This window comes from Winogradskyella maritima, from assembly GCF_042650215.1.
GTDB classification, from domain to species: Bacteria; Bacteroidota; Bacteroidia; order Flavobacteriales; family Flavobacteriaceae; genus Winogradskyella; species Winogradskyella maritima.
The window spans coordinates 175,180-197,757 of record NZ_JBHSAT010000023.1; the positions used below are offsets into that span (position 1 = coordinate 175,180).

The 22,578-nt window shown below is 39.2% G+C and carries 21 protein-coding genes and 1 tRNA gene; 10 read left to right on the forward strand and 12 right to left on the reverse strand.

The window, feature by feature from the left end; all coding sequences use genetic code 11:
* Positions 1-218 precede the first annotated feature (218 nt).
* Both ACFOSX_RS13940 and ACFOSX_RS13945 read right to left on the reverse strand, forming a co-directional pair.
* Positions 219-1,397, reverse strand: a complete 1,179-nt coding sequence (locus ACFOSX_RS13940; protein WP_386102507.1) for an AIR synthase related protein — start codon at positions 1,395-1,397, stop codon at positions 219-221.
* A gap of 47 nt (positions 1,398-1,444) precedes the next feature.
* Positions 1,445-3,631, reverse strand: coding sequence for a glutamine synthetase III family protein (locus tag ACFOSX_RS13945; RefSeq protein WP_386102510.1), 2,187 nt, complete (start codon positions 3,629-3,631; stop codon positions 1,445-1,447).
* Between the two features lie 246 nt (positions 3,632-3,877).
* Between ACFOSX_RS13945 and ACFOSX_RS13950 the strand changes: the two genes are divergently transcribed.
* Entirely contained in the window at positions 3,878-4,897 is a 1,020-nt protein-coding gene (locus ACFOSX_RS13950; RefSeq protein ID WP_386102513.1) for a glutamine synthetase beta-grasp domain-containing protein, read from the forward strand.
* A 69-nt stretch (positions 4,898-4,966) separates the two neighbouring features.
* Here the strand turns inward: ACFOSX_RS13950 and ACFOSX_RS13955 are convergent, their stop codons facing one another.
* Positions 4,967-5,458 carry a hypothetical protein gene (locus tag ACFOSX_RS13955; protein WP_386102516.1) on the reverse strand — a complete coding sequence of 164 codons (492 nt, stop codon included), beginning with the start codon at positions 5,456-5,458 and terminating at the stop codon, positions 4,967-4,969.
* 23 nt (positions 5,459-5,481) lie between these two features.
* On the reverse strand, positions 5,482-6,426 hold the full coding sequence (locus ACFOSX_RS13960) for a calcium/sodium antiporter (protein ID WP_386102519.1): 945 nt from the start codon (positions 6,424-6,426) through the stop codon (positions 5,482-5,484).
* Between the two features lie 142 nt (positions 6,427-6,568).
* Here ACFOSX_RS13960 and ACFOSX_RS13965 point away from each other — a divergent pair, with 142 nt between their 5' ends.
* Both ACFOSX_RS13965 and ACFOSX_RS13970 read left to right on the forward strand, forming a co-directional pair.
* Positions 6,569-6,928 (forward strand): BlaI/MecI/CopY family transcriptional regulator, encoded by a 360-nt coding sequence (locus tag ACFOSX_RS13965; protein ID WP_386102522.1) that lies wholly within the window; start codon positions 6,569-6,571, stop codon positions 6,926-6,928.
* Position 6,929: 1 nt separating this feature from the next.
* Positions 6,930-9,380 carry a M56 family metallopeptidase gene (locus ACFOSX_RS13970; RefSeq protein ID WP_386102525.1) on the forward strand — a complete coding sequence of 817 codons (2,451 nt, stop codon included), beginning with the start codon at positions 6,930-6,932 and terminating at the stop codon, positions 9,378-9,380.
* Positions 9,381-9,427: 47 nt separating this feature from the next.
* Here ACFOSX_RS13970 and ACFOSX_RS13975 read toward each other — a convergent pair whose 3' ends face one another.
* Positions 9,428-11,404, reverse strand: coding sequence for an endonuclease (locus ACFOSX_RS13975; protein WP_386102528.1), 1,977 nt, complete (start codon positions 11,402-11,404; stop codon positions 9,428-9,430).
* Between the two features lie 578 nt (positions 11,405-11,982).
* Here ACFOSX_RS13975 and ACFOSX_RS13980 point away from each other — a divergent pair.
* Together ACFOSX_RS13980 and ACFOSX_RS13985 are read left to right on the forward strand one after the other, a co-directional pair.
* A complete protein-coding gene (locus tag ACFOSX_RS13980; protein WP_386102531.1) occupies positions 11,983-12,135 on the forward strand; it encodes an SsrA-binding protein in 153 nt (50 codons plus the stop codon).
* Positions 12,136-12,228: 93 nt separating this feature from the next.
* Positions 12,229-12,302, forward strand: a tRNA-Arg gene (locus tag ACFOSX_RS13985).
* A gap of 295 nt (positions 12,303-12,597) precedes the next feature.
* Here ACFOSX_RS13985 and ACFOSX_RS13990 read toward each other — a convergent pair.
* Positions 12,598-13,512 (reverse strand): M57 family metalloprotease, encoded by a 915-nt coding sequence (locus ACFOSX_RS13990; RefSeq protein ID WP_386102534.1) that lies wholly within the window; start codon positions 13,510-13,512, stop codon positions 12,598-12,600.
* A gap of 185 nt (positions 13,513-13,697) precedes the next feature.
* On the opposite strand from ACFOSX_RS13990, the gene ACFOSX_RS13995 reads away from it, so the two are divergent.
* From ACFOSX_RS13995 to ACFOSX_RS14015, 5 genes are read left to right on the forward strand one after another with little or no spacing between them, the layout of a single operon-like run.
* Entirely contained in the window at positions 13,698-14,333 is a 636-nt protein-coding gene (locus tag ACFOSX_RS13995; protein ID WP_386102537.1) for a Crp/Fnr family transcriptional regulator, read from the forward strand.
* 58 nt (positions 14,334-14,391) lie between these two features.
* Positions 14,392-14,949, forward strand: coding sequence for a YeeE/YedE family protein (locus tag ACFOSX_RS14000; RefSeq protein WP_386102540.1), 558 nt, complete (start codon positions 14,392-14,394; stop codon positions 14,947-14,949).
* A gap of 1 nt (position 14,950) precedes the next feature.
* Positions 14,951-15,367 carry a DUF6691 family protein gene (locus ACFOSX_RS14005; RefSeq protein WP_386102543.1) on the forward strand — a complete coding sequence of 139 codons (417 nt, stop codon included), beginning with the start codon at positions 14,951-14,953 and terminating at the stop codon, positions 15,365-15,367.
* Positions 15,368-16,171, forward strand: coding sequence for a sulfite exporter TauE/SafE family protein (locus ACFOSX_RS14010; RefSeq protein ID WP_386102546.1), 804 nt, complete (start codon positions 15,368-15,370; stop codon positions 16,169-16,171).
* Positions 16,172-16,203: 32 nt separating this feature from the next.
* Positions 16,204-17,610: an MBL fold metallo-hydrolase gene (locus ACFOSX_RS14015; RefSeq protein WP_386102548.1), complete on the forward strand. Its 1,407-nt coding sequence runs from the start codon at positions 16,204-16,206 to the stop codon at positions 17,608-17,610.
* 122 nt (positions 17,611-17,732) lie between these two features.
* Here ACFOSX_RS14015 and ACFOSX_RS14020 read toward each other — a convergent pair whose 3' ends face one another.
* From ACFOSX_RS14020 to ACFOSX_RS14045, 6 genes are all read right to left on the reverse strand, one after another.
* Entirely contained in the window at positions 17,733-18,008 is a 276-nt protein-coding gene (locus ACFOSX_RS14020; protein WP_386102551.1) for an ATP-dependent Clp protease adaptor ClpS, read from the reverse strand.
* 19 nt (positions 18,009-18,027) lie between these two features.
* Positions 18,028-18,864: a 50S ribosomal protein L11 methyltransferase gene (gene prmA, locus ACFOSX_RS14025; protein ID WP_386102554.1), complete on the reverse strand. Its 837-nt coding sequence runs from the start codon at positions 18,862-18,864 to the stop codon at positions 18,028-18,030.
* Positions 18,865-18,870: 6 nt separating this feature from the next.
* Positions 18,871-19,620, reverse strand: coding sequence for a triose-phosphate isomerase (gene tpiA / locus ACFOSX_RS14030; RefSeq protein WP_386102557.1), 750 nt, complete (start codon positions 19,618-19,620; stop codon positions 18,871-18,873).
* Between the two features lie 130 nt (positions 19,621-19,750).
* Positions 19,751-20,827, reverse strand: coding sequence for an ABC transporter permease (locus ACFOSX_RS14035; RefSeq protein WP_386102560.1), 1,077 nt, complete (start codon positions 20,825-20,827; stop codon positions 19,751-19,753).
* A gap of 1 nt (position 20,828) precedes the next feature.
* On the reverse strand, positions 20,829-21,929 hold the full coding sequence (locus ACFOSX_RS14040) for a BT_3928 family protein (protein ID WP_386102563.1): 1,101 nt from the start codon (positions 21,927-21,929) through the stop codon (positions 20,829-20,831).
* Positions 21,930-22,026: 97 nt separating this feature from the next.
* A complete protein-coding gene (locus tag ACFOSX_RS14045) occupies positions 22,027-22,569 on the reverse strand; it encodes a DUF1599 domain-containing protein (protein WP_386103060.1) in 543 nt (180 codons plus the stop codon).
* Positions 22,570-22,578: the final 9 nt, after the last annotated feature.

Below are 22,578 nucleotides of genomic sequence, written 5' to 3' on the forward strand. Positions count from 1 at the left end.
AGGGAATTGCTAAAGCACCATTCGCTTTCGGAATTACGTCCTTGAAGCTTCGCTTCGCATCTACATTCCTTCGCTCATTATTCCTGAATTTTGATGCTCAATTCTTCGAATTGATTTGGGGACTTGAATTTCGAAATATACTTTCTCGTTATTCTTTATTTCTTAACATCTTGCAACATAAACAATTGAGCCAGTATTCAATATCAGAGATTTTTGCCTTAATACTCAAACGTTCCGTACTCACTCTTTATAGTCAGCTTTTTTTCGCTTGATGCTTCAACACGTCCAATAATCTGCGCGTCGACATTAAAGGATTTTGAAATCGCTATTAATTCGTCAGCAACTTTAGGATTGACATACAATTCCATTCGATGTCCACAGTTGAAAACTTGGTACATTTCCTTCCAATCGGTTTTGGACTGTTCTTGAATCAATTTGAACAACGGTGGAATCGAAAAGAGGTTATCTTTTACAATATGATGCTCATCCACAAAATGTAGAATCTTGGTTTGCGCACCTCCACTGCAATGGACCATGCCGTGAATATCTTCAGAACTGTATTTTTCTAAAATAGCTTTTATAATTGGCGCATAAGTTCGGGTTGGCGACAAGACCAGCTTGCCCGCATCGATTGGAGAATCTTCAACGGCGTCCGTTAGTTTTGCTCCACCAGAATAAACTAGGTCTTCTGGCACAGAAGCATCAAAACTTTCAGGATACTTTTCTGCAAGATATTTACTAAATACATCATGGCGCGCGGAGGTTAAACCGTTACTGCCCATACCGCCATTGTATTCCGTTTCGTAAGTCGCCTGACCAAAAGACGCCAAACCTACAATGACATCACCAGCTTTGATGTTTGCGTTGTCGATAACATCACTTCGTTTCATACGCGCAGTGACTGTAGAATCCACGATAATTGTTCTAACCAAATCACCAACATCTGCTGTCTCGCCACCGGTGGAATGAATAGTTACTCCAAAGCCTTTTAAGTCCGAAATCAGTTCTTCTGTACCATTAATTATAGCTGATAAAACCTCGCCCGGAATGAGATTCTTGTTTCGCCCTATAGTAGATGATAACATAATGTCATCAGTAGCGCCTACACATAGTAGGTCATCAATATTCATTATGAGTGCATCTTGCGCAATACCTTTCCATACAGAGAGGTCACCAGTCTCCTTCCAATACATGTAGGCTAAGGACGACTTTGTCCCGGCACCATCGGCATGCATAATAAGACAGTAGTCATCATCACCCGTTAAATGGTCGGGTACAATCTTACAGAATGCTTTTGGAAATAGGCCTTTATCTATATTCTTTATAGCGTTATGGACGTCTTCTTTCTCGGCCGATACACCACGCTGTGCATATCTATCGCTTACAGGTTTGCTCATGGAATGGATTTTCAGTTACAAAAGTAAGAATACAAATTAATTAAAACTTACTTCGTAAAGAGTAACTCACGGTATTTGGTCAAAGGCCATAATTCGTCATCAATGAGCAATTCTAATTTATCGCAATGGTATCGTATCGTATCCATAAATGGCTTAACATTTTTACAATAGTCATCTGCACGTTTACCTAAGTCTGATTTTACATTGGCCTTTTTACGCATTTCCGTCATTTCCGTTACCGCAGAATTAATAGCTTCGATATGGTCCGAAATCTCTTCAATAAGACTCATTTGCTCTTTGGCCAATTTTTTAAATCCTGTACCGTAAATCTCCTTTAAGCCTTTTACGTTTTCAATAAGCATATTCTGGTAACGTACCGCTGTTGGAACAACATGATTACGAGCAATGTCGCCTAAAACTCGACTTTCAATCTGAATATGAAGAATATACTCTTCCATTTCAATTTCATATCGCGCTTCAGATTCAATCTTATTCATAACACCCAAGGATTCAAAAAGGGCGATGTTCTTCTTTAAGGTTTTGACTTTAAGTGCTTCAGGCGTATTTTTATTGTTACTCAAACCTCTCTTCTTCGCTTCCTTTTCCCATGCTTCACCATAGCCATTTCCTTCAAATAGGATGTCTTTGGACTGCTTGATGTATTCTCGTAATACATTAAATACTGCATCGTCCTTTTTCATGGCTTTTTCGTCGATTAACGTGTCTACTTCAGATTTAAATTCCATCAATTGCTTCGCGACAATGGAATTCAATACCGTCATAGGCTTAGCACAGTTAGCGGTTGAACCTACAGCCCTGAATTCAAACTTATTTCCTGTAAAGGCAAAGGGTGATGTTCTATTTCTGTCGGTATTGTCCAGTAGAATTTCAGGAATTTTACCAACAACATTCAGTTTCAAATCTGTTTTCTCCTGAGGGGACAATTTGCCTTTGGTGACACATTCTAACTCTTCCAAAACTTTGGTGAGCTGTGCTCCTATAAAGACAGAGACAATAGCTGGTGGTGCCTCGTTAGCACCTAACCTGTGGTCATTACTGGCCGATGCAATTGAAGCACGAAGCAATTCTTCGTTCTCCCGTACCGCTTTAATTGTATTTATAAAGAAGGTTAAAAACTGTAAATTACTCATCGGGGTCTTTCCGGGAGACAGTAAATTAACGCCGGTGTCTGTACTCAAACTCCAGTTATTATGCTTACCGGAGCCATTAACGCCAGCAAACGGCTTTTCATGAAACAAGACCTTAAAGTGATGACGCTCGGCCACTTTCTTCATTACGTCCATCAACAAGGAGTTATGGTCTACGGCTAAATTGGCCTCTTCGTAAATAGGCGCTAATTCAAACTGATTTGGTGCCACCTCATTATGGCGTGTCTTTACAGGAATGCCCAACAACATACACTCATGCTCCAAATCGCGCATGTAAGCCATCGCTCTGTTTGGAATAGTTCCAAAGTAATGGTCATCTAATTGCTGTCCTTTTGCAGAGGAATGGCCTAAGAGCGTTCGGCCTGTCAGCGTTATATCTGGTCTTGACGAAGCAAGACTACTGTCAATTAAAAAATATTCCTGTTCCCAGCCCAAGGATGCATTTACTTTTTTGACGTTTTTATCAAAGTACTTACAAACCGCTACCGATGCGTTATCCACGGCTTGCAACGCTCTAAGTAACGGTGTCTTATAATCTAAAGCTTCACCTGTGTAAGCCACAAAAACCGTAGGAATACATAATGTTGTTCCGTAAATAAATGCTGGTGATGTTGGGTCCCAAGCTGTATAACCGCGTGCTTCGAAGGTATTTCTTATACCGCCATTAGGAAAACTTGAGGCGTCTGGCTCTTGTTGCACCAATTGACCTCCACCAAATTTTTCAATGGCAAAACCATCGCCAATAGTTTCAAAAAAGGCATCATGCTTTTCCGCCGTAGCGCCTGTTAATGGTTGAAACCAGTGCGTATAATGTGTTACGCCTTTAGAAATGGCCCATTCTTTCATTCCAGTAGAAATATGGTCTGCCACCGAACGGTCAATTTTAGAACCTCTTGTTGTGGCATCCATAACACTCAAAAACGCTTCTTTGGTCAAGTATTGACGCATAGTCGCTTCATTAAAAACATTCTGGCCGAATAATTCTGAGCGACGACCATTTTCTTTAATCGATATAGGCTGGTGCTTATACGATTCTTTTAAAGCTTGAAATCTCAATGTGGACATATAATAAGGGCTATAATTAGTTAAAATAAAGTTTCAGGTTAGTATCTTCATATTCAATCCTGAAGATAACCATAATATCATGGGGCAAATTTATAATTTTTTGAATTAATCAACGAGCAACCCCTAAATTTTTTAGGGGTCAAATTAATTGTTGATAACATTTTAATCAAAATACCCCTTAAATTTTTGTTCAACTATCAGAAAAGTATAATATTTGTGCTTTCATTTTTAAAACTGATATTCAAAATGAGCAAATCCAAGTTAGAGTACATTTGGTTAGACGGCTACAAACCGACCCAAAACATGAGAAGCAAGACTAAAGTCGAAGACAACTTTAGCGGTAAATTAGAAGACTGCCCTATCTGGTCGTTTGACGGTTCGTCAACACGTCAAGCAGAAGGTGGTTCATCGGACTGTTTACTAAAGCCAGTAGCTATTTATCCTGATCCTGCGCGAAAGCATGGGTATTTAGTAATGACCGAGGTGTTAAATGCAGACGGTACACCACACGAGTCCAACGGTCGTGCTACGATTGAAGATGAAGACAATGATTTTTGGTTTGGATTTGAGCAAGAATATTTTATCATGGATCGCAAAACACAATTACCTTTAGGCTTCCCTGTAGGTGGTTACCCTGCGCCACAAGGTCTTTACTATTGCTCCGTTGGCGGTCGCAATACCCATGGCCGTGATTTGGTGGAAGAGCATGCCGATCTTTGTATTGAAGCTGGACTTAATTTTGAAGGTATCAACCAAGAGGTGGCTTCTGGGCAGTGGGAATTTCAATTGTTTGCCAAAGGTGCAAAAAAAGCTGGCGATGAAATTTGGGTAGCACGTTACCTATTGGATCGTTTAACCGAAAAGTATGGCTATTATATTGAATATCACCCTAAGCCATTAGGAAAAGATATGGATTGGAATGGATCTGGTATGCACGCTAATTTTTCAAATACTACATTGCGTACTTGCGGTAGCAGAGAAGTTTATGAAAAAATCTGTGAAGCGTTTAGACCAGTTGTAAAAGAACACATTGCTGTATATGGCGAATTTAACGATCAGCGTTTAACGGGAGATCACGAAACGGCATCTATAGATGACTTTAGCTATGGTGTTTCTGACCGTGGTGCGTCAATACGTATTCCAATCATTACAGTTGAAAAAGGCTGGAAAGGCTGGCTTGAAGATCGTAGACCAGCATCTAATGGCGATCCTTATAAAATTGCCGGACGAATCATTAAGACTGTGAAAAGTGCTAATGTTTCTTAAATTAGAAATAGATTTTTAGATTATAATAAATCCCGATTCAGTAGAATCGGGATTTTTATTTTAACCTATCTATTGTTTATGAAATTGCGTTTTTAAAAACACCTGCTTCCATTCATCATCTTCGTAGATGCCGACTTTAAAGTTATAGGTAGACTCATCAACATATTCCCACATATCGGTAACAACGGTTTCTCCATAACTATAGCGGTAAAACAGGTTTTTATCATCACAAATTACAGTGCCTTCGGTTAATCCTCCAAAGACATCAAACTCCCAAAATTTGATAGTATTTGACGATTTATCAAATTGGCGAATACCGTGATTACGATTGCCATATTTGGTTTGTGCTTCATCTGTATATCCCATAGCTTCAACCACGACAAGTGTACTATCAAGCGAATAGCTAAAAGTGATATCCTGCTTAAATTTTGAACCATTTCCCCAAGTGCCTTCCGCTGACCATGTCTTCCCAACTAGATTATCAAAAGCTTTTAATGGGTTTTGAGACAAAGCCAGATTAAACGTTACAAAAAGTAATATTAAGGCTGCTTTTGTTTTCATGTTTCATTCAATTAATTATAAATCTACTTCAACGCCAAATAAATAAATACAATATAAGCGCCGGTCAACACAAAACCTTTATAACGACTGATGATAAATCGTTTTGGAATAAAAACTAAAGGAATCAGTACCGCCGCAAAGGCAATCATCCAAAAGATATTGGTAGATAAAATTTTGGGAGAGTCAACGACGATGGGTTTTATCATGGCAGTTAACCCCAAAACGGAGGCAATATTAAAAATGTTAGACCCAATAAGATTTCCCAAAGAAATGGCTTTCTCCTTTTTAAGCGCGGCAATAACGGAAGCCGCCAATTCTGGCACAGAAGTCCCAATAGCAATAACCGTAACGGAAATGGCATAATCACTAATGCCTACTTGTGCCGCTAATGCTTTTGCACCATCGACCAACCACTCAGAACCAAAATAAAGACCCACAGCACCAATCAAAAGCCATATAGTAATTTTAAAGCCTGAAACAACGGCCAGGCTATCGTCAACATCTGCGACGTTAACTCTGTTCTGTTTTCGGGAGCGAGCAATCAATAAAAACAGAAAGAGAATAAGACCAATAAATAAACATGCCCCTTCAATAGCATCGAGCTTACCGTCATTTTTAAGGAAAAAATATAACGCAAAAGAGACGAGCATCATCATGGGCCAATTCAACTTATAAAATTCTTTATCAATGGCCAATGGCGAGATAATAGCGGTAATTCCCAAAACCAAACCAATATTTGCGATGTTGGAGCCTATGACATTACCTAAGGCTATATCAGAAATACCATCTAATGCGGCCTGCAAGCTCACCAACAATTCTGGCGCAGAGGTAGCAAAAGACACAACCGTCATCCCTATCACCAATTTTGAAATATTGAATTTAAAGGACAAGGCCACTGATGACCGCACCAAAAACTCCCCACCTACTACAAGCGCCAAAAGTCCAATAATAATATAAAAAACACTCATTGATTATTTCGTCTATTAATCGTTATGCGAATATAAGACAACCTACCTTCAGAATAAAAAAACTAAAATTTACGTTAAATAACGACTAATTTAGTTGTATAACTATAAAAATAGTTTTAAGTTTACTTCAAATTAGTTCATCATGCAAAAACTCACCAACAAAGAAGAAGAAATCATGCATATTTTATGGAAGCTCGAAAAAGCGTTTGTAAAAGATGTATTGGCCGAAATAGAATCCGAAAAGCCACACTACAACACCTTGTCTACCATCATCCGAAATCTTGAGGAAAAAGGCTATGTGTCCTACACGGCTTACGGAAAGACGCATCAGTACTTTCCGGTAGTAAGCAAAGAAGACTATAAAGCCAAGTTTATGACGCGCGCCATTGACAATTACTTTAACAGCTCGTATAAAAATATGGTCTCTTTTTTCGCCAAAGAAGAAAAAATCAGTGTGGACGAACTGAAGGAAATTATTGCACTAATAGAAAACAAGAAGTAATATGGACTATCTCCTAAAAGCATCGGTAGTAGCCTTAATTTTCTATGTGTGCTACCTCCTATTTCTAAAACGTGAAACCTTTTTTCAGCATAACCGATGGTTTCTACTCGCTGGTATTGTGACCGCTTTGGTGTTTCCGTTGATTGTTATTCCGAATTATATCGAAGTGACTCCCGTTGCTGTTGAAGCGACATCGTTCACTATGTACGAATCTTCGAACGAATCTATTGGGGTATTAGCAAATGTTGAAACCCCTTTTGATTGGTCAAACCTTTTATTGGCCATTTATTTAGTCGGATTGGCTTTTTTCCTGATTCGTTTTCTGCTTCAATTTGGTTCGCTGATTCAGTTGTTATTGAACAACCCGAAAAACAAATCGGGCTTCTTTACTTATATCATAGTAAAAAGTGATATATCGCCCTTTTCATTCTTCAAATGGATTGTCTATAATCCTGAATTGTTCGACGACAACGAGTTGCAACTCATACTTAATCACGAGCGCGTACATGCCAGGGAATACCATTCTTTAGACATCCTTTTCACCAATTTGGCCTGTGCCGTATTTTGGTTTAATCCTGTGATTTGGCTCTATAAAAAAGATTTGCAACAGAATCTGGAATACATCGCAGACCACAAAGCACAGCAATATTCTGAAAATGAAAAAGACTACCAACACCTGCTTTTAAAAACCAGTGTCGCTCATCAAAATCTAAGTCTCACGACGAACTTTTATAATTCATTAATCAAAAATCGAATTCTCATGTTACACAAATCAAAATCAAAAAATTACCAGAAATGGAAGTTTCTCTCGGTGCTTCCGTTACTCGCGTTCTTTTTAATGAGCGCCAATATTAAGGACATCTATGTTGAAGTGCCTAATACGGAAACATATACCGCCGTTTATAATGATATTCCCGAACGTTTGGAATTCGTTGTCACTAAAAATACAACTGAAGACGAACTGAATGAACTTGTTGCTATTGCAAAGAAAAATGGTGTAACCCTTCAATACGATTACATCACTAGAAATGACAAAAACGAGCTGACGAATCTTAACCTTAAATTAAATGGACGTAGCTACGGTGGTGGTACAGGAACCGAACCTATTGAATCATTCATAATTTACAAAGAGTTGGATGAAGCAGGTGGCGCTTATGTAGGCCGATTAGAAGGCGCAACACTTCATTTTGATGATAAAGAAAATTTAGATAGTAATGACGATAAACGCATTGAATCTCTCAGACAACGCGCCTCAAATGCCATTGTTCGCTTGGGAATTCAGGATGTTGCTGATGCCAAACATCGCACGTTGATGTTCCCAAAAAAATCCGAAGTCGACCCTATAAAAGTCACCTTCAATAAAAGCATGACCGATGCTCAATTGGAAGCCCATAAAAAAGAACTGAAATCTGAAGGTATTAGCATGAGCATCGACCGGGTTAAACGAAATGCCGATGGTGATATTACGAGCATTAAACTTAGCTTCACGTCAGACACTAGCTCCGTAAATTATGCAATTACCGACGACGAGGATGGTATTGACCCATTTACTTTTGAATCTAACAAAGACGGAGGGCTTTCCGTAAAAAGTACAAAGAGCAATACGTTTGAAATGCACTTTGATGATGAAGACCATGATGATGCGCCCCGTATCATTCACGACGATGATGACAATGTTTTTATTATAAAACGTTCAAAAGAAGATACGTTAAAAATGAACGGGAGAGTCAAAATTAATACCGTCGGAAAAAATATGATTATTACCGAAGCCGATACTATAATGATGGGTAATAATCAAGGTAAGGTAAAGTGGGTTTCACGACAAGACCAAAATGGTGAATATCACATCAATAATGACCCTAAATTTATAGTAAGGTCAGGTGGTTCTGAACCTCTCTACATTGTGGATGGCAAGATTATTAAAAAGAAAGACCTTAAGGACATTGACCATATGCTTATAGACCATGTGAACGTTATAAAAGATAAAAAAGCCACTGAGAAATATGGTGTTAAAGCCAAGAATGGTGTGGTAGAAATTTTTACCAAGGACCATCATCCAGAACGTCAAGTCATCAAAATACATGCAGACGACCAGCACAAAATGAAGAAAATAGTCACAAGAAATCATAACAATACTATAATTACCGCATATGCTCATTACGATGAGGGTACTCTTTATCACAACGAGGAAGAACACATCGCGGAAATCACAAAATATACCTCTGACGATGTTTTGGATGATTACAAGGCATACTTAAAAAAAGAGGGCATACACATGAAATACTCCAAACTTAAGCGAAATAATAACGGAGAAATTACACGTATTAAAATTTCAGTTAAAAACGATAAAGGCGCTTCGAGCAGTGCCAGCTACAACGATGATGACGGCATTCGTAACATCAGTGTCGGACAAAAAGGCGAAAGCTTAATTGTGACTACCAGTCGTATTTAAAACTAATTACAAGATTATAGAAAGCTCGAAATTCGTTTCGGGCTTTTTTAATCGACCATAATTTTAAAGGTAGATGAAGACCCTTCCGATGTTAACCTTAAAAGATAAAGTCCTGAGGCAACAGCGAGGTCAATCTCGTTGTTTCTGATGATAAAATCCTTCAAACGTTTGCCATCCAATCCATAAAGGGTTGCTTTGGCATCTATAGTCAATCCAACAACATTCAAAACACCTTCTGTAGGATTTGGATAAATGCTAACATTCAACAATTCATTTTCCGAAGTACTTAAGGACTGATTCCAAACCTGCCCCATTTGGTTACCCCAAATGTATTCCACCAATAAAGGCTGGTCTATAAATGGGTTTCGGTTGTTTTGCCAAAGATACACCACATTGTTTCTGTTCTTTTCAAAATCATCAACAGGGTCATAGCGGTGCCACTGTAACAAAGTCGCTAAATCTCCCAATTCGCCCATCGGATTGTTAAATTGATGTACCGGAAAACCGTTAACCACATTTAAGGCGTTATAACGCAAGTCCATATAAAGTACGCTTCTAGCAACGTCCCCTTTAAAACTTTCAGCATTTCCCGTTGGCCCGGTGTATTCGCCATAATTTTTGTTGCCTCGACTAGAATTTTCGGGGCCGTCCACAGCCCTTAAGGCATGCGCGTCGCTCATACCGTGTCGTGTAGAGTCAGCATTAGTGGTTATAAATTGACTGATGCCATCGGCAATTTCATCTGCTTCAATCTGAAAAAATCCACCACGCGATGCCGGAAAGGTATGCTCCCGATTCCAAAGTCCAACATTACTTCCTCCAGACGTCTGAAAATCAGCTTTAGAACGTGCTTGTTCCGTATAGACCAGCCACACCTGATTGGTATTTTCAGGGTTTTCATCGGCCTGTTTTAAAATATCAATCACATCCGCATAGGTTTGTGTCCTAACCGCAGTTGGGTCAGCAATAATCGCCGTAATGGCATGGCGCAACGCTTGGTCTTGCAAACCATCTAGACTATTATAATACCCCGTTGGCGTCGTACTAGCAACTTTATCTGTAGTCGGGTCTATTGGTGTGCCCCAAGCTCTTGTGATAATATCCAGGTCAACAATTCGGACTTTTACAAAATTATTAAATGCAATAATCGGCTCATTTAAGGTTGAAAATTTAATCTCCATATCCTCATCACCCTCATTTCCATCGTTAGCAATAATCTGAATGGCAGTAGACGTGGAGGTTTCCCCCATGGCGATACTTAAATTGGTTGAACCGGAATAATCCGAAGTAGCAAAGCCAAAGTTTGAAAGGCTCACACTAAAATCCAGCGTTTCGTCAACAGGTCTTTCGGCAGTAAAGGTCATTTGAACTGTCTCTCCTTCATCATAAATGGTTTTATCAGTTGAAATTTCTATCGGGTTGAAAACAATACCGGAACCATCATTGGTTTGGCGGGGATTTGGCGTTCCGGTTTCCCAACTTAAATCGGCCTGGCGTTGAATGGAATTGCTGTTATTTCCCGACCCTTCATTAATTTGTTGAATATCCGTAAATCTTGGGTCCATACTGAAAATACCAATAAGACCAGCGTCATCAGCATCGGAGGTATCATAAATCAGTACGTCGACCAAATTAGTGATGGTCGCCAATGTGCCTTCCGGAAAATCATCTGGTGTACCTTCGTAAATCGCAACAGCATCTGCTCCATTCTGAATAGTATTGCCCGAAATCAATAATTGCGGAAAAGGCGTCACACTGGTGCTACCAATTGTCAACAAACCATTTCCATCAGTCACCGCACCATCTAAATTCACAACAAAATAGCTAGAATCCATACCGTTTGGAGACCCATTGAAAAACACCAAAACTCTATTTGAAATCGTGAAATTTGGCGTCGGGGACTTGAGTTCTATAAATTCCAAGTCTTCTGAAATGGCAGAGTCACAGTCTAACTCATTAATTAGCAAATCTTGACTGTAAGCAAATGACAAACCAAAACACAACAAAAGGGTAAAATAGCGCATAGCATTAATTTTTTGCAAAGATAGGATTTAAGTTATCGTTTCACTGTTAAATTGTGGTTATGCTTTCGCTTCCTATCAACAAGAAATACCCAAAATACCAACCTTATTTTCTCTACTTCATTTTGAAAGTATGGCGCTGACAAAAAGATGAAAATCACAAAAAAGACCGCTTTTAAAGGATTTGCTCCCTACGATTTTAAAAATAGGTCTAAAAAGCCCCTACATTTATTATATATTTTCAATATATCATCCATTTATAATTACATATTATTACTTAATTGAAGACAAGTCACAAAATAATATAAGTCATTTCATTTTTTTACTTATAAACCCGAATTCAAATTCATTGATTTTCATTGATTCCCTTGGAAATAGGCTTGTAGCTCCCATATATTGAAAACTCAATCAAATAACGAAGTACAATATTAACCTCTTAACACCAAGAAATTATGATTACGCTAGCTAAAGTTCTTATCGAAATTTTAATCAACAGCCTTTAAGAACACAACCAACCAAAACGGAAAAACTTAGTCATCTCGACTAAGTTTTTTTATTTTTAGACTTCCTAATCCTCACAGATGAAAAAGTCGCTGTTTAAAACCTTGGCAAAAATCAATAAAGCCATTCTTCCTAGTTATACCAAAAAGCAGTTGGATTTATCTAAAGCTTCAAAATTACAATTGGCTATAATCGGATGGCGCGCTTATGTAACGATGCAGGCTTTGGATTGAAAGTTTAGAATGTATTTAAGGTATATCTAAAAATTGAAATAATTCCTTGCACCACATTTAATAAATATATTATATTTGCACCCACTTAAAAACGGCCTCGTGGCGCAACTGAATAGCGCACTTGATTACGGCTCAAGAGGTTACAGGTTTGAATCCTGTCGAGGTCACGAATAAATAGTTCAATAAGAAAAAACGCCAAGCTTGCTTGAGCGTTTTTTTGTTTGAAGTATTTTCAGCACGGAGCGCTAAGGATGCGACAGCAATCCTACTTAGCCTTGATTAATTGTTTTTTTGTTTAGACTTATTTTCAAAGTGAGTTTTATCAGGAATAACGACGTCAGTCTTATCTAGCTAACTAAAGATAAAAAGGTTAAAAAAGTTCAGCAAACGGCCACCAAAAACTAACTTATACAAAACACGCCCTAAAAGAGGGCGCTTTTGACTTAACACTTTTTATTCTAACTAATACATATTACGCAACGCTGTAATATCTTTTCCGTTAAACTCACCATCCTCGTTACTTGAGAAACAAGCGAGCATCACCGACGTTGAATCATAACCTGTTGGTGTACCAGATACATGGTTAGCTCCAACACCACCAGACCCTTCATTTACATTTTGCCCACAGCTTTGACGACTGAACCAATCCGTATGTCTAAATCCTACGGAATGACCAATTTCATGTGTAATGACGTGCTCCACAACATTAGTATCATAATTATTCAAACCATAAATCTGAACAAATTTATGTGGCAATCCACTACTCGTTGGGAAACCTGCACTTCCTCCTGCTCCCGATTCATTAGGATTATGGTAAACTACCATATCCTTGTTTTGATAATTTGTGCCATAGGTTAAGGTAAAGCTAATAGAAACGCCACTCAATCGGTTGTAGTTATTTACCGCCCATTGCAATGCTGTACGCTCCTTGCTACTTAAACCAAAACCACCGCCACCTGTGTAACCAATGATTGAAATATTACGGCCTTGGCTCACCAAATTATTGGTCGCATACTGTCGCCCTGCAATCTGACTCATGTAGCCACGTAACTCTTCTTCAGTGATGGAAATATCATCCTCCAGAAAAATACGTTTTTCACTTGTTCCATCCGGAAAGTAGAAATCTTTATACTCAACATAATCGCTGTTCATTTCCATGTCCTTCACATAATTGATGATGTCTTCAGGGACTTTCTCGTCTTGAGACATGGCAGTTCCCGAAAAAGGCTGTCCGTTTCGAGTCTCATTGGGTTCTACAAAGACATCTTCTTGTTCCAAGGCGAGGTCCGCCTGGTTCTGTGTTTCATCTTTTTCACAAGATGTAATTAAGACACCGCATAATGCAGTTGTCATCAAAATTTGACTTAATTTTTTCATCATAGATTTGTTAAAAATTCGTTAATAAAATTAAAACTCTATTACCGATTAACAGAAATATTAAACACTTTTTCGATGAAATACCTAAATTATTCTAAAATTAGTAAGAAAATGCTTCAAATATAATATTACCATTAATTATCATGAATTTCTTTTCTTTACATTAACAAAACATAATTTGTTCAATGCTTCAAACTAGTCAACTAAAGCAATTCGAATCCCTATTTAATACTGAATTCATTTCAAAAATCAGCGAAGTCGCTACGCTCCATCATTTTGAAAAGGACGATATCATTATTGATATAAATCAAGATTTAACGAGTATTCCATTATTGACAAAAGGTCTGATTAAAGTGACACGAGAAGACCAAGACTCCAACGAAATTCTGCTCTATCTTTTAAAAGAAGGTGATACCTGCGCGATGTCTTTAACCTGTTGTATGGCGGACCGGAAAAGTAAAATAAGGGCTATTGCCGAAACCGATGTGGACCTTAATATGATTCCTGTGGATTATATGAATCTCTGGTTCAGCACCGAACCCCAATGGCAACAGTTTATTCTCACGAGCTACCAATCCCGCTTTGACGAAATGCTCCAAACTATTGACACTCTTGCGTTTCTTAACATGGACGAACGTTTACTCAATTACCTTCAAACGCAAAGTCAATTGAAAAACAGCGAAACGCTCAATATCTCTCATCAAGATATTGCGTTAGACCTGAACACCTCTAGGGTAGTCATTTCCCGAGTTCTTAAAAAGCTAGAAAATCAAGGACACCTACTGCTTGGACGCAATCAAATCACACTTCACAAGGCTTAAGTAACAAAAGTCACATAGAGTCTTTTAATAAGTCCTATTTTTGTTCAAAATTTAAACAATGTCAGCAATTTTAGAACCCTGGCCATGGTATGTTTCTGGCCCGCTCATCGCTGTAGTGATGTTCGCCCTACTCTATTTGGGCAAAACATTCGGGATGTCCTCTAACCTTCGAACCCTATGTACTATTGGAGGTGCGGGGAAATTTTCAGAATTCTTTAAGTTCGATTGGAAGGCCCAACGTTGGAATCTTATTGTTGTCCTTGGTGCCATCATTGGCGGTTTTATCGCGCATCATTTATTATCAAATCCAACAGATATCGACTTAAATCCTGAAACAGTGGCTGAACTTTCCACCTTAGGTTTTGAGAATGCAGGAAAATCACTCTTACCGCCAGAACTATTTGATTGGGATGCCGTTTTAAGTTTGAAGGGCTTATCACTCCTCATCATCGGAGGCTTTTTGGTCGGTTTTGGGACGCGCTATGCAGGCGGATGCACATCTGGCCATGCCATTACTGGGCTGAGTAGTCTTCAAACGCCATCATTGATTGCCGTTATTGGCTTTTTCGCCGGTGGTTTAATTATGATTCATTTTATCTTCCCAATACTCTTTTAATATGGCAAAGTATATCAAATTTTTACTCGTCGGAATTGTATTCGGGATTGTATTGGTTAAATCCGAAGCCGTTTCGTGGTATCGTATTTACGAAATGTTCAAGTTTCAGTCTTTCCATATGTATGGCATTATTGGTACTGCAGTGACTACAGGCATTTTATTGCTTCAAATCGCAAAAGCAAAACGAACGAAAACTACGGAAGGTGATGAGCTTTCTGTACCGAAAAAACAACCAGGCTTTCTTCGCTATATCATTGGCGGTTCCATTTTTGGGTTAGGCTGGGCACTCTCTGGTGCTTGCCCAGGACCCATGTATATTTTAGTGGGTACTGGTGCATTTAGTATTTTAATCGTTATTGCATCCGCATTGTTAGGCACTTTTGTTTATGGAATTTTAAAAGATAAACTCCCCCACTAAATGGAACTGTTGGAAATACTTGGTTACATCGGCGCACTCATAGCTGGTATTGTTATGGGACTTATCGGTGGTGGCGGTTCTATTTTATCCGTTCCAATTTTGGTATATCTTATGGGCATCAACCCAATCACAGCGACAGCCTATTCCTTGTTTATGGTTGGGGCGTCGTCTGCCGTTGGAGCGATTAAAAACTTTTTTAAAGGCCAGGTAGACCTCAAAACCACCTTTATTTTTGCCATTCCGGCATTGACTTCGGTGTTTTTAACACGCCGGTATTTGGTACCCTTACTTCCTGATGTGATGTTTACCATTGGCGATTTTGAAGTGACCAATAACATTTTCATCATGCTGTTTTTTGCCGTCATCATGATTGCATCGAGTATTTCCATGATTAAAAAGGAAAAACCTATTGTTGAAAAGGAAAGCCAAGACAGCCCGACTTATAATTTTCCGGTTATTGCTATGCAAGGCTTAGCGGTAGGAATCATCACTGGTTTTGTCGGCGCAGGCGGTGGTTTTTTAAATATTCCTGTTTTGGTTTTGGTCATCGGTTTATCCATGAAAAAAGCCATTGGCACATCGCTCGCTATCATCGCTATAAAATCACTTATCGGTTTTTTGGGGGATATTACCAATATTGATATTGAATGGCCTTTTCTATTAATATTTACGGGAATTTCCATCATCGGGATTTTTATTGGCGTTTACCTTTCAAAATTCATTAGCGGGAAGAAATTAAAGAAAGGATTCGGCTACTTTATACTGGTCATGGCCACCTACATTATCTATAAAGAGTTATTTTAGTTTAGTAAATTTAAAGTCTTAAATTTTTGATTATGAAGATAGAACAATTATACACCGGATGTTTAGCGCAAGGCGCCTATTATATAGAGTCTGAAGGCGAAGTAGCCATTATTGACCCATTGCGCGAAACACAGCAATATATTGATAAGGCAAACGCCAACAATGCGAAAATTAAGTACATATTTGAAACCCACTTTCATGCCGATTTTGTGTCTGGCCATGTGGATTTAGCCCAAAAAACAGGAGCGACCATTGTGTACGGTCCAGGTGCTACAACAGACTATGATATTCATTCCGCCAAGGATAATGAAGAATTCAGAATAGGAAAACTGACCATAAAAGCGCTTCATACACCAGGTCATACGTTGGAAAGTACTACCTATCTTTTAAAGAACGAAGCAGGAAAAGACCATGCCATCTTCACAGGAGACACCTTATTTTTAGGCGACGTCGGAAGACCAGATTTAGCCATAAAATCCGATTTAACACAGGAAGACCTAGCCGGTATGCTTTATGATTCACTTCGGAATAAAATTATGCCCCTGTCGGATGATTTAATTGTTTATCCGGCACACGGTGCAGGTTCGGCTTGTGGTAAAAACCTCAGCAAAGAAACAGTCGGGGTTTTGGGAGAGCAAAAGCAGACGAATTACGCTTTACGTGCTGACATGACTAAGGACGAATTTATCGAGGAAGTTTTAGACGGCATTGCACCACCACCACAATATTTTGCCAAAAATGCCATGCTCAATAAAATGGGCTATGACAATTTTGAAACCGTATTAGAAACCGGTAACGTTCCCTTAACACCAGACGCTTTTGAAGCCATGGCCAATCACGAATCGGCTTTGGTATTGGATGTAAGACCACAATCTGAATTCATAAAAGGCCACATCCCGAATTCCATATTTATTGGCCTAAACGGTCAGTTCGCACCCTGGGTTGGTGCTTTGATTACCGATATAAAGCAACCAATTATTCTTGTAACTCCTGAAGGTAAAGAAGAAGAAGCCGTAACACGTTTATCACGTGTTGGCTATGATAACACTTTAGGTTATCTAAAAGGCGGTATCGAAGCATGGAAAAACTCCGGACGTGATGTTGAAATATTAGAATCGATTTCGGCTGAAGAATTTGCTAAGCGAGTCAATGAGGACGACGTCAATATTTTAGATGTCCGAAAAGATGGAGAATTCAGTTCCATGCACTTGGAAGATGCCCGACATTTTGCTTTAGACTATATCAATGAGAATATGAATGCCATAGACCGTAATAAAACCTATCACGTGCATTGCGCTGGTGGCTACCGTTCAGTGATTGCCATGTCCATTTTAAAAGCGAGAGGCTTTGATAATTTAGTTGATGTTGCTGGCGGTTTTGGTGCGATTAAAAAAACGGATTTAAAGATGACGGATTTTGTTTGTCCGTCGACGCTTTAAATACCTTTATACAGTTCTCAGACCTTGAAGGCTTTAAAAACCTGAGAGTTTCTGAAATTCAAAAAGACCTCACTGAATTAGAATATCCGTGAGGTCTTTTTCTTTATATAATTTTTAATTTTTCAAGCAATCTCCGCACTCAACCCCGCTTCCAAAAGCATGGAACAGCGCGGTTTTAAATCGTCATAAGAACCTGTCTTTACAGTACATTTTCCTTTGTAATGGACGATAATGGAGCATTGCTCAGCTTGTTCTGGTGTGTGGTCACAAGCGTAAATGAGTGTGTCAATGACGTGGTCAAAGGTATTGACATCATCATTGAATAAAATGATTTCATTCTGTTTTAAAACCTCTTCTTCGAGGAGTAATTCTGGCGATATCTGTTCTTTTGTTCCCATAATCAACAGTAATTCGTAACTAATTTATAAATTTTAACGATACCCAATCCCCTCTTTGTATCTGTTCTTCAAACTTTAACATTTGAACTTCGCAGGCCTCTGTTAGCATTGGGATATCTTCGGTATAAAATCCACTTAGAAAAAGCATGCCGTTAGGATTCAAACATTTAGCATAAGTCGGAATATCAGCCAACAAAATATTACGGTTGATATTCGCAATAATGACATCATACGCCTGATCGGCCAAAAGACTTGCGTCACCCTGATAAACCGAAATATGATGGCAATCATTGCGCTCTACATTCTCAAGACTGTTCAAATAACACCACTCATCAATATCTATCGCGTCTAATATTGAAGCCCCAACTTTTTCTGCCAAAATCGCCAAAACACCCGTACCGCAACCCATATCCAAAACTGATTTATTCTTTAAATCGTTTTTCAGGATATGTTGAATCATCATGTGGGTGGTTTCATGATGACCTGTACCGAAACTCATTTTCGGTTCTATGATGATATCGTATTTGGTATTTGTTTTTTCATGGAAAGGCGCTCTTACCGTACACAAACCATCGACTTCAATCGGTTTAAAGTTCTTTTCCCATTCGGCATTCCAATTGGTTTGGGTAATCTCTTCAAACGTATGTGTGATTGAAAATTCTTCTGACGTCAAAATGTGAATATCATCCAAAATAGAGTCATGCCAATCGTCCTTTTGAATGTAAGCTACCACCCCATCCGAAGTTTCAACAAAACTTTCAAATCCGGCATAGCCCAATTCAGCTATCAAGATTTCGGAAGCAGTTTGAAGTGGTTCAACTTTAAAAGTATAGCCTATGTAAATCTGGTCTGCCATATACGCTTAAATGGCGTTTACAATGGCAAAGAAATCGTCGGCCTTTAAGGATGCACCTCCGATTAAGCCACCGTCCACATCGGGATTGGAGAAAATCTCTTGGGCGTTGTTTGGCTTTACGCTTCCACCATAGAGAATTGAAATGTTGTCGGCTGTGTCATCGCCATATTTATCGGCAATCATTTTTCGGATGGCTTTGTGCATCTCTTGGGCCTGCTCCGGGGTGGCCGTTTCTCCTGTGCCAATCGCCCAAACAGGTTCATAAGCCAGAATGATATGTTTTAACGCATCAGCGTCTAAATGAAATAAGGCATTCTTGATTTGCGACTTCACAACAGCTTCGTGATTTCCTGCCTGGCGGTCTTTCAATTCTTCTCCAAAACAAAAGACGACTTCCATCTTTTTAGATAGGGCCATGTCTACTTTCTTGGCTAAATCGGCATCAGTTTCGTTATAATAGGCACGGCGTTCACTGTGGCCTAAAATCACGGTACTAATCCCCACACTTTTCAGCATGTCTGCGCTCACTTCGCCCGTATAGGCACCGTTTTCCGCAAAGTGCATATTTTGGGCAATCACTTCAATATCGCTTTCCCGTAGTTCCTCAAAGGCGTGGTACAAATTCACGTAAGCTGGCGCAATCATCACTTCAGCGTCTGAGGTTTTTTTAGCGTTTTTTAAATCCGTGATTAGGCCTTGCGTTCGAGGTAAATCATTGTTCATTTTCCAGTTTCCGGCGACTATTTTTCTTCTCATATTCCCATCCTAACCTTCCCTAAGGGAAGGGATTATTTTTCTTTAAATTAAAAATTGTTGAATTACAAAAATAACGCTTTCTGAAAGTGTCTCCTAGTCGATAAGGCAACATGTTTAAATCAAGGATAATCTAAGCCAATTTTACACGCGGGTCTAGCCAGGCGTAAATGATATCCACTAGAATATTGATGATGATAAAAAGTAAGGCAATGATGAGTACAGCGCCCATAATGACGGGTAAGTCTAGAGTGTTTAAAGCATTCACAATTTCCTTTCCCAAACCATTCCACCCGAAAATATATTCCACAAAAACGGCCCCAGCCAACATAGAGGCGAACCATCCCGAAATCGCAGTCACCACAGGATTCAAGGCATTTTTTATAGCGTGATTTTTTATGACGTTGAATTCGCTAAGCCCTTTTGCCCTCGCCGTTCTTATAAAATCTTGGCTCATCACTTCCAACAAGGAATTTCGCATTAACTGAATGACAACGGCCAAAGGACGAATCCCCAAAACAATGGCAGGGAGAATTAAATTTTTCCATTTAATGTTGACTTTTTCGCCAAAATCATCAAGCTCGTAGAGGCTTCCGGTCATTTCAAGATTGGTGTATTCGTGCAGTACAAATCCGAAAAACCAAGCAAATAAAATCGCACTAAAAAAAGACGGAACAGACATCCCAAAGGTACTTAACACCTGAATCAATTTATCGAGCCATTGGTCTTTATACAGAGCGGAAACCACACCGAGAATAAGCCCTAAAATCATAGCTATGATTATGGCTGACACTGCCAAGACTGCGGTATTTGGAAGTGTCTCTCCTATGACTTGACTTACGGGTTTTCCCTGTTTAGCAAAGGACTCGCGGAGGTATGGCCATTTTAAGGCGACGTCCGTTTGCCCAATTTGGAATAAGCGTGTTGCCGAATACTTATTGCTAGCCAAAGCCGTATAACTTTCGGAATCGGCAGAATGGAATGACAAGGGCGATAAGTCATTCAAATAATAGAGATACTGTGTGGAAATCGGTTTATCGAAGCCGTATTTTTTCTTTACCACTTCAACCTGTTCGGCGGTTTGGTTTTGCCCCAACATCATTTTAGCTGGGTCGCCAGGAAGTACCGTAAACAAAAAGAAAATCACCGTAACGACGCCAAAGAGTGTCAGCAGTGCGTAACCGATTTTATGTAGCAGATAACGCCCCAAATTAGAGTTCTAGGTCTTCGATATCCGTCCAATGCGCTTTGTTGGTTACGGTTCCTTTTTCAAGCAAAATCACACCGGGGTTTGCACGAACTATGGTTTTTACCACTTTTTCGTCACATAGGTAGATGTCAAAATCAAGATTATAATCTGTTTTGACTTGTTGCTTAGCTTCTTCTCCTGAGGCCGATAGACCAATGACTATGTAACCTGCTTTTTGAGCACGGTCAGCAAACGCTTTTATTTTCAACATACCTTCATTTTCGGCACTCAGCACATTGTACATCGCTACAATGGCGAGCTTGTCTTTTTCTAAAAAGTACGTGGTTAAATCTTCATCTTCAGACTCGATGGTAAAATCTTGAATTGGCGGAACGTAGCCTTCGTCAATCACTTGAGTATCTACACCTTTGAGAGTCTCTCTTGGGTATTCTGTTGGTTCAGAGCCATTGGTGACCACTTTTTTAACCTCACCATCTATCTCGTAGCTCCAGACATATTCATTGACAGGCCTTGGTGCATCCGCAGGAACATCCATTTGCTCTTGCAAATTATTCCCGATTTTATAGGCTCTAAAATCCACATGAGGTAAATGCATCAGTACATCATAAGCAATCCAAAGCGATACCAAGAATCCCAATAAAGCGATGATGGTTGTCGGTAAGGGTTTGAAAAACGGCTTAATGTATTTTCGTCCTGCAAACAAAAAGAGAACCAATACGAGAAGTACCACGTCTTTCCAGAAACTTTGCCATGGCGTTAGTTTTAGGGCATCTCCAAAGCATCCGCAGTCTTTCACTTTATCGAAATACGCTGAATAAAACGTTAGAAATGTGAAAAACAGAATCATTAACAGCAGACTCCAAACCGTAAATTTTGGTTTGTAGCCAATGATGAGGAAAACGCCCAAGACGACTTCGAACACCACAACGAAAATCGCAAGTGGCAATGCATAAGGCTCCAAAAACGTCAGATTCAAAACATCCGCACCGAAATATTCCTGTAGTTTATAAGAAAAACCAAGCGGGTCATTCAATTTTATCCATCCGGAGATGATGAATAGTATTCCGACGAAAATTCTGCTTATTCCAACTAAATATTTCATACTAATTTGTGTCATTCCTGCGAAGGCAGGAATCTTTTAAATTTATTTTTTCAGTGGATTCCAGCTACCGACACTTCGGGACAGGAATGACAATCGTTTATTCAGCTTCTCCCAAATGAATCATCGCAAAAACCGAATAATTAATCATGTCTTGATAATTGGCATCAATACCTTCGCTAACGATGGTTTTTCCGGCATTATCTTCAATCTGTTTTACGCGAAGCAACTTCTGTAAAATCAAATCCGTTAGGGAGCTTACACGCATATCCCGCCAGGCTTCACCGTAATCATGATTCTTATTCAACATTAAATCGCGCGTAATTTTAATGTGCTTATCATACAACTCAATTGCTGTATCCACATCCATATCGGGTTGCTCCACCACACCTTTTTCTAACTGAATCAGCGCCATGGTGCAGTAATTAATGATACCGATAAACTCACTCACTTCGCCTTCATCCACTTTGCGTTCGGCATTTTGTTGTAAACTACGAATACGCTGTGCCTTAATAAAAATTTGGTCAGTCAGCGAAGGTAAGCGTAATATGCGCCACGCACTCCCATAATCTTGCATTTTATTAAGAAAAAGTGACCGACACTTGTTGATGACAGCATCGTATTGTGAAGCAGTTTTTTGCATGTATTCCGT

Coding starts and splice junctions, on each gene's coding strand:
- ACFOSX_RS14010 (WP_386102546.1), top strand. CDS start 15,368: ATGGAACTGTTGGAAATACTTGGTTACATCGGCGCACTCATAGCTGGT.
- ACFOSX_RS14020 (WP_386102551.1), bottom strand. CDS start 18,008: ATGGGAACAAAAGAACAGATATCGCCAGAATTACTCCTCGAAGAAGAG.
- ACFOSX_RS14000 (WP_386102540.1), top strand. CDS start 14,392: ATGTCAGCAATTTTAGAACCCTGGCCATGGTATGTTTCTGGCCCGCTC.
- ACFOSX_RS14045 (WP_386103060.1), bottom strand. CDS start 22,569: ATGCAAAAAACTGCTTCACAATACGATGCTGTCATCAACAAGTGTCGG.
- ACFOSX_RS13990 (WP_386102534.1), bottom strand. CDS start 13,512: ATGAAAAAATTAAGTCAAATTTTGATGACAACTGCATTATGCGGTGTC.
- prmA (WP_386102554.1), bottom strand. CDS start 18,864: ATGGCAGACCAGATTTACATAGGCTATACTTTTAAAGTTGAACCACTT.
- tpiA (WP_386102557.1), bottom strand. CDS start 19,620: ATGAGAAGAAAAATAGTCGCCGGAAACTGGAAAATGAACAATGATTTA.
- ACFOSX_RS13960 (WP_386102519.1), bottom strand. CDS start 6,426: ATGAGTGTTTTTTATATTATTATTGGACTTTTGGCGCTTGTAGTAGGT.
- ACFOSX_RS13970 (WP_386102525.1), top strand. CDS start 6,930: ATGGACTATCTCCTAAAAGCATCGGTAGTAGCCTTAATTTTCTATGTG.
- ACFOSX_RS13975 (WP_386102528.1), bottom strand. CDS start 11,404: ATGCGCTATTTTACCCTTTTGTTGTGTTTTGGTTTGTCATTTGCTTAC.
- ACFOSX_RS14040 (WP_386102563.1), bottom strand. CDS start 21,929: ATGAAATATTTAGTTGGAATAAGCAGAATTTTCGTCGGAATACTATTC.
- ACFOSX_RS13940 (WP_386102507.1), bottom strand. CDS start 1,397: ATGAGCAAACCTGTAAGCGATAGATATGCACAGCGTGGTGTATCGGCC.
- ACFOSX_RS13995 (WP_386102537.1), top strand. CDS start 13,698: ATGCTTCAAACTAGTCAACTAAAGCAATTCGAATCCCTATTTAATACT.
- ACFOSX_RS14015 (WP_386102548.1), top strand. CDS start 16,204: ATGAAGATAGAACAATTATACACCGGATGTTTAGCGCAAGGCGCCTAT.
- ACFOSX_RS13965 (WP_386102522.1), top strand. CDS start 6,569: ATGCAAAAACTCACCAACAAAGAAGAAGAAATCATGCATATTTTATGG.
- ACFOSX_RS13945 (WP_386102510.1), bottom strand. CDS start 3,631: ATGTCCACATTGAGATTTCAAGCTTTAAAAGAATCGTATAAGCACCAG.
- ACFOSX_RS13980 (WP_386102531.1), top strand. CDS start 11,983: ATGAAAAAGTCGCTGTTTAAAACCTTGGCAAAAATCAATAAAGCCATT.
- ACFOSX_RS14005 (WP_386102543.1), top strand. CDS start 14,951: ATGGCAAAGTATATCAAATTTTTACTCGTCGGAATTGTATTCGGGATT.
- ACFOSX_RS13950 (WP_386102513.1), top strand. CDS start 3,878: ATGAGCAAATCCAAGTTAGAGTACATTTGGTTAGACGGCTACAAACCG.
- ACFOSX_RS13955 (WP_386102516.1), bottom strand. CDS start 5,458: ATGAAAACAAAAGCAGCCTTAATATTACTTTTTGTAACGTTTAATCTG.